This window comes from Streptomyces sp. NBC_00316 (assembly GCF_036158715.1).
Classification (GTDB): domain Bacteria; phylum Actinomycetota; class Actinomycetes; order Streptomycetales; family Streptomycetaceae; genus Streptomyces.
In genome coordinates, this window is the sequence record NZ_CP108023.1 from 6411215 (window position 1) to 6424435 (window position 13221).

Genomic DNA, 13221 nt, shown 5'->3' on the forward strand with positions numbered 1-13221 from the left:
CGCGGCAGGACTCAGGACTGCACGCAGAGCCTGCTGCGCAGCAGGGCGGCCAGGGCGTCCGCGAACTCGACCGGCTCGACCGGCAGGGTCACCGCGGCGTCCGCGCGGCTCCAGGTGGCGAGCCAGGCGTCCTGCGGGCGCCCGATGAGCAGCAGCACCGGCGGGCAGTGGAAGATCTCGTCCTTGATCTGCCGGCAGACGCCCATGCCGCCCGCAGGGGCCGTCTCGCCGTCCAGCACGCAGACATCGATGCCTCCGTTGTCCAGCGCCGTCAGGACGGCCGGCAGCGTGGCGCACTCCACGAACTCCACCGGTGGCACGTCCGCCGCAGGCCTGCGACCGGCGGCCAGCCTCACCTGCTCGCGGGTGTTGGCGTCGTCGCTGTAGACCAGGACCGTGGCGGTCGGCTGCATTGTTCCTCCGTGACATCTGTGTCTTCGGGGCTCTCGGGGCATGAACCGATGCGCGGATCGTACTCCGACCGACAGCCTGTCAGCACCGGTAATGACAGCGATTCGATGGGCCGTTCGGGCAGGACACACCCTGCTGACACACCGAACGGCACCCCCCGGAGTGAGGGCGGGATAAGCGACCGACATAATGTCGGTCGTGGCGACAGCAACGACAGTAGAAACCGGGCACGCGCACCCGTCGGTCAATCGACCGAACCTCACCAGCGTCGGAACCATCATCTGGTTGAGTTCCGAGCTGATGTTCTTCGCGGCCCTCTTCGCGATGTACTTCACCCTCCGATCGGTGATGGGACCCGACCACTGGAAGGAAATGGCTTCGGCCCTGAACTTCCCGTTCTCGGCGACGAACACCACGATCCTGGTGCTCTCCTCCCTCACCTGCCAGCTCGGCGTCTTCGCCGCGGAGCGGGGCGATGTGAAGAAGCTCCGTGCCTGGTTCGTGATCACTTTCGTGATGGGTGCGATCTTCATCGGAGGCCAGGTCTTCGAGTACACCGAGCTGGTGAAGAAGGACGGCCTCTCGCTGTCCTCCGACCCGTACGGCTCGGTGTTCTACCTGACCACCGGCTTCCACGGTCTGCACGTGACAGGCGGTCTCATCGCCTTCCTGCTCGTACTGGGCAGGACATACGCGGCCAAGAGGTTCACCCACGAACAGGCGACCGCTGCCATCGTCGTGTCCTATTACTGGCACTTCGTCGATGTCGTGTGGATCGGCCTCTTCGCCACGATCTACATGATCAAGTAACCGGGCTCGAACCCGAACCACATCCAGCATCGACGCAGAAGATCCTGACACCGGGGTAATCCGTGAAAAAGCTCTCCGCACGACGACGCCATCCGTTGGCGGCGGTCGTCGTACTACTCCTCGCGCTGGCGGCCACTGGGGGGCTGTACGCCGCGTTTGCGCCCGCGAGCAAGGCGCAGGCCGACGACACCGCCCAGTCCCTCGCCATCGATGAGGGCAAGAAGCTGTACTCCGTCGGTTGCGCCAGCTGCCACGGAACCGGCGGTCAGGGCACGTCCGACGGGCCGAGCCTGGTCGGCGTGGGCTCCGCCGCCGTCGACTTCCAGGTCGGCACGGGCCGTATGCCCGCCCAGCAGCCGGGTGCCCAGGTACCCAAGAAGAAGGTCATCTACACCCAGGCCGAGATCGACCAGCTCGCGGCCTACGTCGCGTCGCTCGGCGCCGGCCCGGTCGTGCCGACCGAGGCGCAGGTCAACCCCGAGGGCGCCGACATCGCCAGGGGTGGCGACCTGTTCCGTACCAACTGCGCGCAGTGCCACAACTTCACCGGTGAGGGCGGTGCCCTGACGAAGGGCAAGTACGCCCCCAGCCTTGAGGGTGTGGACCCGAAGCACGTCTACGAGGCCATGCAGACCGGCCCGCAGAGCATGCCGTCCTTCCCCGACTCGACGATGCCCGAGCAGCAGAAGCGGGACATCATCGCGTACATCAAGACCGTCAACAGCGCCGAGTCCGAGACCCCTGGTGGCCTCAAGCTGGGCGGGCTCGGTCCGGTCAGCGAGGGTCTGTTTGCCTGGATCTTCGGTCTGGGCGCACTCATCGCAGTTGCCGTCTGGGTCGCAGCCCACACCGCTAAGGCCAAGAAGTCATGAGTAGCCAAGAGATTCCAGAAGAGAACCTGCCCGCAGAGCAGGCCGCCGCGCACGGCGCGGTGAAGGTTGCGGACGACCCGTTCGCCGACCCGGGGCTGCCGGCCCACCGGCCGCGCATCCAGGACATCGACGAACGGGCCGCGAAGCGGTCCGAGCGCACGGTCGCGCTCCTGTTCGTGCTGTCCATGCTGGCGACGATCGGCTTCATCGCCTCGTACGTCATCTTCCCGGTGGACAAGATCGTGTTCATCTGGCCGTTCGGCCACGTGAGTGCGCTCAACTTCTCCCTCGGGCTGACCCTGGGCGTGGCTCTCTTCACGATCGGCGCGGGCGCCGTCCACTGGGCGCGCACCCTGATGTCCGACGTGGAGGTCGCCGACGACCGGCACGCCATCGAGGCGGAGCCCGAGGTCAAGGCGAAGGTTCTCGCCGACTTCGCGGCCGGTGCGGAGGAGTCCGCCTTCGGCCGGCGCAAGCTGATCCGCAACACCCTGTTCGGCGCGCTGGCCCTGGTGCCGCTCTCCGGCGTGATGCTGCTGCGCGACCTCGGTCCGCTGCCGGAGAAGAAGCTCCGTCAGACCCTGTGGGCCAAGGGCAAGCAGCTCATCAACATGAACACGATGGAGCCGCTGCGTCCCGAGGACGTCGCCGTCGGTTCGCTCACCTTCGCCATGCCCGAGGGCCTGAAGGAGGAGGACCACGACTTCCAGACGCAGATCGCCAAGGCCGCGCTGATGATCATCCGTATCCAGCCGGAGAACATCAAGGACAAGCGCGAGCGCGAGTGGGCCCACGAGGGCATCGTGGCGTTCTCGAAGATCTGCACCCACGTCGGCTGCCCGATCAGCCTGTACGAGCAGCAGACGCACCACGTGCTCTGCCCGTGCCACCAGTCCACCTTCGACCTCTCCGACGGCGCCCGCGTCATCTTCGGTCCGGCCGGTCACTCTCTCCCGCAGCTGCGGATCGGCGTGAACAGCGAGGGCAACCTCGAGGCGCTCGGTGACTTCGAAGAGCCCGTCGGTCCTGCATTCTGGGAGCGCGGATGAGTACTGCGACCGACACGAACCGCAAGGCGCCCGCCGGTGAGCGGGTGGCCGACTGGGCGGACGGCCGGCTCGGGATCTACTCCCTGGCCAAGGCCAACATGCGCAAGATCTTCCCGGACCACTGGTCCTTCATGCTCGGTGAAGTCGCGCTGTACAGCTTCATCATCATCATCCTCACGGGTGTGTATCTGACGCTGTTCTTCCACCCGAGCATGAACGAGGTCGTGTACCACGGCCCGTACGAGCCGATGCAGGGCATCCGGATGTCCGAGGCCTACGCCTCGACGCTGAACATCAGCTTCGACGTCCGCGGTGGTCTGCTGGTCCGTCAGATCCACCACTGGGCCGCGCTGATCTTCCTGGCCGCCATGTTCGTGCACATGATGCGCGTGTTCTTCACGGGTGCGTTCCGCAAGCCGCGCGAGATCAACTGGCTGTTCGGCTTCCTGCTGTTCGTGCTGGGCATGTTCACCGGCTTCACGGGCTACTCGCTCCCGGACGACCTGCTCTCGGGTACGGGTGTCCGCTTCACCCAGGGCGCGATCCTGTCCACGCCGATCGTCGGCACGTACATCTCGATGTTCCTGTTCGGCGGAGAGTTCCCCGGCGGCGACTTCGTCGCCAGGTTCTACTCGATCCACATCCTGCTGCTGCCGGGCATCATGCTCGGCCTGGTGGTCGGCCACCTGATCCTGGTCTTCTACCACAAGCACACGCAGTTCGCGGGTCCCGGCCGCACCAACAAGAACGTCGTCGGCATGCCGCTGCTGCCGATCTACATGGCGAAGGCCGGAGGCTTCTTCTTCCTGGTCTTCGGTGTCATCGCGGTCATCGCGGCGATCGCCTCGATCAACCCGATCTGGGCCATCGGCCCGTACCGGCCGGACCAGGTGTCCACCGGCGCCCAGCCCGACTGGTACATGGGCTTCGCCGAGGGCCTGATCCGTGTGATGCCGGGCTGGGAGATCAACCTGTGGGGTCACACGCTCGTCCTGGGTGTGTTCATCCCGCTGATGGCCTTCGGCCTGGTGCTCGCCGTGATCGCGGTCTACCCGTTCGTCGAGTCCTGGGTCACCGGGGACAAGCGTGAGCACCACATCCTGGACCGCCCGCGCAACGCCCCGACCCGGACGGCCTTCGGCGTCGCCTGGATCACGGAGTACATCATCGTCTTCATCGGCGGTGGCAACGACCTCTGGGCCACGCACTTCCATCTCTCGCTGAACTCCATCTCGTGGTTCGTCCGGATCTTCATCTTCGTGGGCCCGGTCCTGGCGTTCCTCGTCACGAAGCGGATCTGCCTCGGCCTCCAGCGCCGCGACAAGGAGAAGGTGCTGCACGGGCGCGAGTCCGGCATCATCAAGCGCCTGCCGCACGGTGAGTTCGTCGAGATCCACGAGCCGCTCGGTCCGGAGCAGCTGCACACGCTCACCGCGCACGAGCAGTACAAGCCGGTCGAGATCGGCCCGACGGTCGACGAGAACGGTGTCGAGCGCAAGGTGCCCGCGATGCAGAAGCTGCGCGCCAAGCTCAGCAAGGGCTACTACGGCGAGTTCAACCAGATCGCCAAGCCCACTGTCGAGGAGTACAAGGAGATCACCAGCGGCCACGGCCACCACTGATCATCCTGACTGATCGCCACAGCGGGAGCCCCGTCCATTCGATGGACGGGGCTCTTCGCTGTCCCGGGCGCTCGATAGGGTGGAGTCCGTACCCTTATCGGCTGTGGACCCCCAGGAGCGGACCATGAACGTTGTGACCCCGGTCGGCGGCGACAGCGTGGCGGCTCGTTCCTGGCCCGGCGTGCTGAACCCCCTGCTGCGCGGCGAGGACCTGACCGCCGACGACACCGCGTGGGCGATGGACCACATCATGAGCGGCGAGGCGACCGACGCCCAGATCGCCGGTTTCGCGGTGGCGCTGCGCGCCAAGGGTGAGACGGTCGACGAGGTGTCCGGCCTGGTGCGGGCGATGTACGCGCACGCGAACATCATCGAGGTGCCGGGCCGCACGGTCGACATCGTCGGCACCGGCGGCGATCTGGCCAAGACGGTCAACATCTCCACGATGGCGGCGATCGTCATCGCCGGTACGGGGGCCCGGGTCGTCAAGCACGGCAACCGCGCCGCCTCCTCGGCCAGCGGCTCCTCCGACGTGCTGGAGAAGCTCGGCGTCAATCTGGACCTCACCCCGCGCCGGGTCGTCGAGGTCGCCGAGGAGGCGGGCATCACCTTCTGCTTCGCCGTGAAGTTCCACCCCGCCCTGCGGTACGCGGCCAAGGCCCGCAAGGAACTCGGCGCGCAGACCACGTTCAACATCCTCGGCCCGCTGACCAACCCGGCCCGGGTGCGCTCCCAGGCGATCGGCGTGGCCGACCTGCGGATGGCGCCCATCGTCGCGGGCGTGCTCGCCGAGCGGGGCAACTCGGCGCTGGTCTTCCGCGGTGACGACGGATTGGACGAGCTGACCACCACCGCGACGTCCCGGGTCTGGGTGGTCCGCGACGGTGCGGTGCGCGAGGAGACGTTCGACCCGCGCGACGTCGGCCTGGAGATCGTGCCGGTCGAGGCGCTGCGCGGCGCCGACGCCTCGTACAACGCGGACGTGGCCCGGCGGGTGCTGGCCGGCGAGACCGGCCCGGTGCGCGACGCGGTGCTGCTCAACGCGGCGGCGGCGCTGGTCGCGCTGGACCCCGCCGAGCGCACGCTGAACGAGCAGCTGGCCGCCGGGATCGCGAAGGCCGCCGAGTCCATCGACTCGGGGGCGGCCCGGGCGGCGCTGGAGCGCTGGGTGACGGCCAGCAACGCCTGAACGAACGGTGATACGGCCCGCAAGGCGCAGTCCAGATCTCGGACTGCGCCTTGCGGGCCGACGCACGTATGGCAAGATGCTGCACAGGTCATGAGTGACAGCGACTACGGCCCCGGCCCGCTGTCCGGCAACCCTCCGTCCGTGGCGGGGTGCCCCGGGTGAAGACCAGGCCGTAGGCAGCGAGGTCTGCGGCAAGCGCGGACCCCGTGACATCTGTGTATGTCGCATCCCCGGGGTCCTGGTCCTCGAGGAGCCTCTTGTGAGCAAGCGAATGCGATAGGGCCCGTTCCGGCCCTCCTCCGCACACCCCTTTTCTTCTCCTGCGCTGCCGCGTACCCGCCGGCGCAGTGAATTCGCCTGCCTGTTACGGGAGTTCGCCATGTCCGTCATCACCGCTGCCGCCGACCAGTCCGTTTGTGCCACGCTGCCCGTTCTGGGCAAGGATGTGACCGTTCCGCTCGTGACCGGCGGAGAGGTCACGTACGCCGCCCTGGACTATGCGGCCAGCGCCCCGGCGCTGCAGCGGGTGTGGGACGACGTCGCCGCGTACGCCCCGTACTACGGCAGTGTCCACCGCGGCGCCGGCTACCTCTCGCAGCTCTCCACGGACCTCTTCGAGAACAGCCGGAAGACCGTCGCCGAGTTCCTCGGCTGCCGCGCCGACGACCAGGTGATCTTCACCCGCTCGACCACCGACTCGCTGAACCTGCTGGCCGCGGTGGTCCCCGCCGACTGCCAGGTCTTCGTGTACGAGACCGAGCACCACGCCTCGCTGCTGCCCTGGCGCGACGCCCGCGTGACCTACCTCAACGCCCCGCGCACCCCGGCCCAGGCCGTCGAGACGCTGGAGCGCGCGCTCGCCGACCGTGACCCCTACGGCCCCGCGCTGGTCTGCGTCACGGGCGCCTCGAACGTCACCGGTGAGCTGTGGCCGGTGAAGGAGCTGGCGGCCGCCGCGCATGCGCACGGTGCCCGGATCGTGCTGGACGCCGCGCAGCTCGCGCCCCACCACCCGGTCGACATCGACGACCTCGACGTCGACTGGGTCGCCCTCTCCGGGCACAAGCTGTACGCGCCGTTCGGCTCCGGTGTGCTCGCCGGCCGCGCGGACTGGCTGCAGGACGCCGAGCCCTACCTGGCCGGTGGCGGCGCCTCACGGAAGGTGGCCCGGCGCACCGACGGGGGCGTGGACGTGGAATGGCACTCCACCGCCGCCCGGCACGAGGCCGGTTCCCCCAACGTCATCGGCGTCTACTCCATCGCCTCCGCCTGCAAGGCCCTCACCGAGGCCGGCTTCGACCGCCTGGTCGCCCGTGAGCAGCAGCTCGTCACCCGGGTCCGCGCAGGCCTCGCCGAGGTCCCGGAGGTCAAGGTGCTGTCACTGTTCGGCGAGGACGCCCCGCGGGTCGGCGTCATCTCCTTCGTCGTGGAGGGCTGGAACAGCTCGCACTTCGCCGCGGCGCTCTCCGCCGAGTACGGCATCGGGGTGCGGGACGGACTGTTCTGCGCCCACCCGCTGGTGCGGACCCTGCTCGACAGCGACCCGCAGGACCCGGGCGTGTGCGGTGCGCCGGAGGCCGAGCCGGGCGAACGCTCGCTGAACGCGATCCGGGTCAGCTTCGGCGCCGGTACGCCGGACGAGCACATCGAGCGCTTCGTCCGCGCGGTCAAGGAACTGGTGAGCAAGGGCGCGCAGTGGAAGTACCGCACCGAGGACGGCCGTTGCGTCCCGGACCGTGGCGCGGCGCAGGTCTGACCGGTCCTGAACGGGGACCGTCGTGACGTGGGCCGGGGACGGGCAGCTGCCCGTCCCCGGCCCACGTCACGATGTCGTCTTGCGCGTCCTACGCGTCCAGACCGATGGCGAAGGCCGCCTCCAGGTCGTGCTGCGAGTACGTACGGAACGCGACATGCGTGTCGGTGGCCTCGACGCCCGGGATCTTGCTGATCCGGCCGGGGATGACGTCGGCGAGATCGTCGTGCTTGGCCACCCGGACCATGGCGATCAGGTCGTACGTACCGGTGACCGAGAAGACCTCGCTGACGCTGTCCAGCGCCGCGATGGACTCGGCGATCTCGGGAATCCGGTCCACGCTGGTTTTGATGAGCACGATCGCGGTGATCACGGCTGGCTTTCTCCCTCGGTGGCCGTGGCTGGAGTCTTCACTCTAGCCCCACAGCGGTAACGCCCCCAGGCGTAGAGGAAGCCGGTGGCGAAGCCGACCACATGGGCGAGATAGGCCACCCCCGGACCGCTGCCCGCACCCTGCGCGGCCATCCACTGCAGGGCGAACCAGAAGATCAGCACGATCCAGGCGGGAAAGCGCAGCGGCAGGAAGAACAGGAACGGGAAGAGGCTGGTCACCCGGGCCCGGGGGAACAGGTAGAGGAACGCCCCCAGCACCGCGGAGATCGCCCCCGACGCTCCGACGAGGGTCTGGTCGGAGTCGGCGTGCGCCGCCGCGTACGCCAGCAGTGCGAGGTAGCCGCAGCCGAGATAGAAGAAGACGAACTCGGTGTGGCCCATCCGCTCCTCCGCCATGGCCCCGAAGACGTACAGAAAGAGCATGTTGCCGAGCAGATGCAGCCAGCTGCCGTGCACGAAGAGCGCGGTGAGCGGCGTGAGCAGGGCATGTGCGGAGCCGTTCCACAGGTCGGTGGGGATCACCCCCCAGCGTTCGAAGTATCCGGCCTGGGCGGCGAGCAGGGTGTCGGCGGTGCCGTGCGTCGGATTGAACCCCGAGAGCGGGCTGATCACGAAGATGGCGCAGCACAGACCGATGAGGGCATACGTCGCCTGGGCTCCGCCCGCGGTGGCGGCACGCACCAGTCTGCCGGTCAGTCCGCCCACCACAGCACGCCGTTCGATCATGAACAGAGCATGACGCAAGGGGAGGGAACGGGGCAGACCGCCTCGCCGTGTCGATGGGTATGCGCAAGGCCGTAGGGTTGCAGCAGGGCATCCGCAGTTCGACGGCGCACCGCGAGATCCTTGGCAGGTTGCAGCACGACGCTCGACGAAAAGAGGACGCAACGATGACGACGGTTCCCCAGCCGACCGATGGGACCCGCTGGCGCTGCACGCTCTGCGGGAATCTCACGCGCTTCGATGTGACGCGCTCCTCCAAGGTCGTCGAGTACGTGCATCTGGACCTGGCCGGAGAGGCGACCGTCGAGGAACGCGAGGTGGTCAGTGAGACCATCGAGTCGGTCCGCTGCCGCTGGTGCAATGCGGTGGACCAGATCGAACTAGTCGACAGGCCAGGTGCCGACTCCTGACGGGGCCGTGCGGACAGACAATTTTGGGGTGACGGATCGTGGAGCAGCCCGCTAGCGGCGCCGAGCCGGCCGATGGGGCCGGTGACGCCGTCGAGGTGCTCGACCGCCCGCTGCCCGAAGGCGTACGGCGACGGGTCGTCGCGCTGGTCTCGGACGCGTTCGGTGGCCTCACGGTCACCGAACTCCCCGCCCAGCTGAGGCAGTACGCCCGCTTCACTCCGACCCGGCGCGCCAAGTTCGCCGGGAATGCGATGGCGGCCGCCCTGGAGGGCGACACCCTGTTCCGCCAGCGCATCGGTGAGCGGCTCCGGGAGTCGCAGCCCGAGCTGGCCGCCGCCGTGGAGGCGGGATCGCCGCCCGCCGCCGCCGACCCCGTCGATGTGGCCGCAGCGGCCTACGTGCTGCGGCCGGCCGGCTGGGTGAAGCTGGTCGCCGCGGCCGGCGAGGAGGTCCAGCGGGCCGACGCCGAACGCGCCGACGAGGAGAGCCGACGCGAACTGGAACGGCTGCGCGAGGAGCTCGCGCAGGCCCGGACCCAGACGAAGAGCGAGACCGAACGGCTCCGCGCCGAGCTGGACGCGGCCCGCAAGGAGGCCGACGCGCTGCAGCGCAAACTGCGCTCCGCGCTCAACGAGGTCAAGCGCGGCGAGGCCGCTGTCCGCCGGGGCAAGGCCGAGACCGAGACCGTACGGACCGAGGCGGCCGCCCGGATCTCCGCGGCGGAGAGCGAGACCCGGCGGCTGCGGGCCCGGCTCGGGGAGGCCGAGGCGTCCGTCGAGGCGGGCCGCCGGGCCGCCCGGGAGGGCCGCTCGGTCGAGGACATGCGGCTGCGGCTGCTGCTCGACACGGTGCTCGACGCGGCCCGCGGGCTGCGCCGCGAACTGGCTCTGCCGCCCTCCTCGATCCGTCCCGCGGACAGCGTCGACGCGGTCCAGCCCGGTGCGATGTCACCCAAGGACATTGCGACCAGGGCGCTTTCGGAGACCGATCCGGCCCTGCTCGACCAGTTGCTGGCACTGCCGCAGGCGCATCTGATCGTGGACGGCTACAACGTCACGAAGACCGGTTATCCGCAGCTGCCGCTGGAGAAGCAGCGGCTTCGGCTGCTGGGCGGTCTCGCGGTGCTCGCGGCACAGTCCGGCGCCGAGATGACCTGTGTCTTCGACGGGGCCGAACTGGCCGCTCCGGTACTGCTCGCACCGCCGCGAGGAGTACGGGTGCTGTTCAGCAAGCCGGGCGTGACCGCCGACGAGCTCATCCGTCAACTGGCCCGTGCCGAACCTCCGGGCAGGCCGGTCGTGGTGGTCTCCACCGACCGCGAAGTGGCGGACGGTGTGGCGAAGGTGGGAGCCAGGCCCGTTGCGTCCGTCTTGCTCCTGAAGCGGCTTTCGCGCGTCTAGTGAACCTTGTGGTGTCTTGCCGGAATTTATGGAACGGTCCGTCAAGTCACCGCTACACGCCGTGTGATGTGAGCAAAGAAGTGACTTCTGGGGCGAGATTTTTCTTGTGAGGATTTGAACTGATCACAAGATGGTCACTAGGGTCGGGCTTCGAACCTTCGCACGGTTGATCACCCACCCGGGGTGGCAGCGAAGGAACCGCCGAGTCCGTGACGTGCACGGAGCCGGGGAGTTCATTCCCCACAGCCCGGTAGGCGGCTCGAGGAAGAAGGAGCTCGCCTTCGTGGCGTCCCACCGTCGTCCCAAGCAGCCGAGCCGCACCCGCGTGACCGTGCTCACCGCGACCGCCGCTGCGGCCGTGGCCCTGACCTCCCAGGCCGCCCACGCCGACCCCAAGCCGACCAAGAGCGAGGTCAAGGCGAAGGTCGACAAGCTCTACCACGAGGCGGAGACGGCCACCGAGAAGTACAACGGGGCCAAGGAGCAGCAGCAGAAGCTCGAGAAGCAGGTCGACGCGCTGCAGGACAAGGTGGCCCGCGGCCAGCAGGATCTCAACACGCTGCGCAGCGGCATCGGTTCGCTCGCCGCCGCGCAGTACCGCTCCGGTGGCATCGACCCGTCCGTGCAGCTCTTCCTCGCTTCGGACCCGGACAGCTTCCTCGACGAGGCCTCGGCCCTCGACCAGCTGACGGCCAAGCAGACCGAGTCCCTGGAGAAGATCCAGGAGAAGCAGCGCTCCCTCGCGCAGCAGCGCAAGGAGGCCCAGGACAAGCTGGCCGACCTTGCGGACGTCCGCAAGACGCTCGGTGAGAACAAGAAGAAGTTCCAGGGCAAGCTCGCCGAGGCGCAGCGCCTGCTCAATACCCTGACCGCCGCCGAGCGCGAGAAGATGCGCCAGGACGACCTGCGCGCCAGCCGCGCCGCGGGGAGCCGGGTCGACCTGGGCAACGAGGTCCCCGCCTCGGCCCGTGGCGCCGCCGCCCTCAACGCTGCCGCCACGCAGCTGGGCAAGCCGTACGTCTCCGGCGGCACCGGCCCCAACTCCTTCGACTGCTCGGGTCTGACCCAGTGGGCGTACGCCCAGGCCGGCGTCTCCATCACCCGCACCACGTACACCCAGATCAACGACGGCGTCCGGATAGGCCGCAGCGCCCTCAAGCCGGGCGACCTGGTCTTCTTCAACAGCACGTCGCACGTGGCCCTTTACGCGGGCAACAACACCGTCATCCACGCCCCGAAGCCGGGCGCCGTGGTCCGCTACGAATCGATGAACACCATCGGCAGCTTCCAGGTCGGCGTACGCATCTGACGGCGCCCGAACGGGCGAATTCCCGCGCCCCGCACTGAGAGTCCGCCCCGCCGGAGACCACAGGTCACCGGCGGGGCGTTCGGTTTCTGTACCCCTCGGACGACCGGCGCGGCCGGTCGTCCGCCCCGTGGCCGCCCGACTACTGTCTGCCTGCTGTGCAGCTCCCGACCGTCGGTCCGCCCGCCCCGGGTGGCAGGAAGCTGCACACATCTGCGTACAGCGGAAGGGAGTGCGGCGTCCTGTGGTGTCCCATCGCCGTTCCACACAGCCCGGCACCGGCCGGAGTGTCCGGGTCACAGTCCTGTCGGCGGCAGCGGCCACCGCTGCCGCCGCACTCGGCGCGGCCACCGCGAACGCCGACCCGAAGGACACACCCCGGACCACGAGGGCCGAGGTCGACCGGTTGTACAGCGAGGCCGAGCGAGCCACCGAGCTGTTCAACAGGGCGGGGGAGAACGCCGACCGGCTGCGCGCCGAGGTGAACCGGACCCAGGAGCTGGCGGCCCGCAGCCAGGATCAGATCAACCGGCTGCGCACGGCGGTCGGTTCGGCCGCCGCCGCGCAGTACCGCTCGGGCACCGTCGACCCCACGCTCGCCCTGCTGCTCTCCTCCGACCCGGACAGCTACCTCGACCGGGCGGCCACCCTCGACCGGCTGAACGCCCGCCGGGTGAGCACCCTGCACAAACTCCGGCAGGCCCAGCGCGGGCTCGCCCAGATCCGGGCGCAGGCGACCCGCTCGCTGGCCGGCCTGGAGCGTAACCGGACCGCAGCCACCCGCCACAAACAGACCGTCGAGCAGAAGCTCCAGCAGGCCCAGCTGCTGCTGAACTCGCTGCCGGCCGCCGAGCGGGCTGCCTTCGGCCGGGCCTCGCGCTCCGTCCGCGGCGATGTGTTCCCCGGCCTGACCGATCTGGCGCCGGCCTCGTCCCGGGCGGCGGCCGCTGTGATGGCGGCCCGGACGGCCGTCGGACGCCCGTACATCTGGGGTGCCAACGGACCTGCCGGATTCGACTGCTCCGGACTGATGCAGTGGTCGTACGCCCAGGCCGGCGTCAGCCTGCCGCGGACCTCGCAGGCCCAGCGGTACGCCGGACGCATGGTGCCGCTCTCCCTGGCCCGCCCCGGAGATCTGGTCGCCTACCGGTCGGACGCCAGCCACATCGCCATGTACGTCGGCAACGGTCAGGTGATCCACGCCCCCTACCCGGGCGCGCCGGTCCGCTACGACCCGGTCGGCATGATGCCCGTCTCCTCGGTCACCCGCATCTGACCCGTAC

At 69.0% G+C, this 13221-nt stretch carries 13 protein-coding genes and 1 riboswitch; of the genes, 10 read left to right on the forward strand and 3 right to left on the reverse strand.

All coding sequences use genetic code 11. The features are described 5' to 3' along the window. Nucleotides 1–11: 11 nt before the first annotated feature. Entirely contained in the window at nt 12–413 is a 402-nt protein-coding gene (locus OG878_RS28485) for a response regulator transcription factor (protein WP_030933587.1), read from the reverse strand. Between the two features lie 187 nt (nt 414–600). Here OG878_RS28485 and ctaE point away from each other — a divergent pair, with 187 nt between their 5' ends. The 6 genes from ctaE (at nt 601) to OG878_RS28515 (ending at nt 7709) form a co-directional block, all read left to right on the forward strand. After that, a complete protein-coding gene (gene ctaE / locus OG878_RS28490; RefSeq protein ID WP_030933584.1) occupies nt 601–1221 on the forward strand; it encodes an aa3-type cytochrome oxidase subunit III in 621 nt (206 codons plus the stop codon). A 62-nt stretch (nt 1222–1283) separates the two neighbouring features. Then, entirely contained in the window at nt 1284–2093 is an 810-nt protein-coding gene (gene qcrC / locus OG878_RS28495) for a cytochrome bc1 complex diheme cytochrome c subunit (RefSeq protein ID WP_328889418.1), read from the forward strand. Continuing rightward, on the forward strand, nt 2090–3142 hold the full coding sequence (qcrA, locus tag OG878_RS28500; protein WP_328889419.1) for a cytochrome bc1 complex Rieske iron-sulfur subunit: 1053 nt from the start codon (nt 2090–2092) through the stop codon (nt 3140–3142). Before qcrC ends, qcrA begins: the two co-directional genes overlap by 4 nt. Then, nucleotides 3139–4764: a cytochrome bc1 complex cytochrome b subunit gene (qcrB, locus tag OG878_RS28505; RefSeq protein ID WP_328889420.1), complete on the forward strand. Its 1626-nt coding sequence runs from the start codon at nt 3139–3141 to the stop codon at nt 4762–4764. The genes qcrA and qcrB overlap by 4 nt, the downstream gene beginning before the upstream one ends. 124 nt (nt 4765–4888) lie before the next feature. Then, a complete protein-coding gene (gene trpD / locus OG878_RS28510; protein ID WP_328889421.1) occupies nt 4889–5953 on the forward strand; it encodes an anthranilate phosphoribosyltransferase in 1065 nt (354 codons plus the stop codon). 86 nt (nt 5954–6039) lie between these two features. Next, nucleotides 6040–6157: riboswitch (SAM riboswitch) on the forward strand. Between the two features lie 175 nt (nt 6158–6332). Continuing rightward, complete coding sequence (locus OG878_RS28515; protein WP_328889422.1) at nt 6333–7709, forward strand: aminotransferase class V-fold PLP-dependent enzyme; 1377 nt, start codon at nt 6333–6335, stop codon at nt 7707–7709. Between the two features lie 88 nt (nt 7710–7797). Here OG878_RS28515 and OG878_RS28520 read toward each other — a convergent pair whose 3' ends face one another. Next, a complete protein-coding gene (locus OG878_RS28520) occupies nt 7798–8079 on the reverse strand; it encodes an Lrp/AsnC family transcriptional regulator (RefSeq protein WP_031069742.1) in 282 nt (93 codons plus the stop codon). Next, on the reverse strand, nt 8076–8825 hold the full coding sequence (locus tag OG878_RS28525) for a rhomboid family intramembrane serine protease (protein ID WP_328889423.1): 750 nt from the start codon (nt 8823–8825) through the stop codon (nt 8076–8078). Before OG878_RS28525 ends, OG878_RS28520 begins: the two co-directional genes overlap by 4 nt. 164 nt (nt 8826–8989) lie before the next feature. On the opposite strand from OG878_RS28525, the gene OG878_RS28530 reads away from it, so the two are divergent. The 4 genes from OG878_RS28530 to OG878_RS28545 all read left to right on the forward strand — a co-directional run bounded on the left by OG878_RS28530 (nt 8990) and on the right by OG878_RS28545 (nt 13214). Then, complete coding sequence (locus OG878_RS28530; protein ID WP_030933560.1) at nt 8990–9232, forward strand: hypothetical protein; 243 nt, start codon at nt 8990–8992, stop codon at nt 9230–9232. Nucleotides 9233–9270: 38 nt separating this feature from the next. Further along, the gene (locus tag OG878_RS28535) at nt 9271–10632 is read left to right on the forward strand and encodes an NYN domain-containing protein (RefSeq protein ID WP_328889424.1); all 1362 of its coding nucleotides are present in this window, start codon (nt 9271–9273) and stop codon (nt 10630–10632) included. A 283-nt stretch (nt 10633–10915) separates the two neighbouring features. Continuing rightward, a complete protein-coding gene (locus OG878_RS28540; protein WP_328889425.1) occupies nt 10916–11941 on the forward strand; it encodes a C40 family peptidase in 1026 nt (341 codons plus the stop codon). A gap of 241 nt (nt 11942–12182) precedes the next feature. Then, on the forward strand, nt 12183–13214 hold the full coding sequence (locus OG878_RS28545) for a C40 family peptidase (RefSeq protein ID WP_328889426.1): 1032 nt from the start codon (nt 12183–12185) through the stop codon (nt 13212–13214). Nucleotides 13215–13221 lie beyond the last annotated feature (7 nt).

Excerpts from the sequence above, each read along its gene's own strand:
- OG878_RS28485 (WP_030933587.1), bottom strand. The coding sequence starts at position 413 with ATGCAGCCGACCGCCACGGTCCTGGTCTACAGCGACGACGCCAACACC.
- ctaE (WP_030933584.1), top strand. The coding sequence starts at position 601 with ATGTCGGTCGTGGCGACAGCAACGACAGTAGAAACCGGGCACGCGCAC.
- qcrA (WP_328889419.1), top strand. The coding sequence starts at position 2,090 with ATGAGTAGCCAAGAGATTCCAGAAGAGAACCTGCCCGCAGAGCAGGCC.
- qcrB (WP_328889420.1), top strand. The coding sequence starts at position 3,139 with ATGAGTACTGCGACCGACACGAACCGCAAGGCGCCCGCCGGTGAGCGG.
- trpD (WP_328889421.1), top strand. The coding sequence starts at position 4,889 with ATGAACGTTGTGACCCCGGTCGGCGGCGACAGCGTGGCGGCTCGTTCC.
- OG878_RS28515 (WP_328889422.1), top strand. The coding sequence starts at position 6,333 with ATGTCCGTCATCACCGCTGCCGCCGACCAGTCCGTTTGTGCCACGCTG.
- OG878_RS28525 (WP_328889423.1), bottom strand. The coding sequence starts at position 8,825 with ATGATCGAACGGCGTGCTGTGGTGGGCGGACTGACCGGCAGACTGGTG.
- OG878_RS28530 (WP_030933560.1), top strand. The coding sequence starts at position 8,990 with ATGACGACGGTTCCCCAGCCGACCGATGGGACCCGCTGGCGCTGCACG.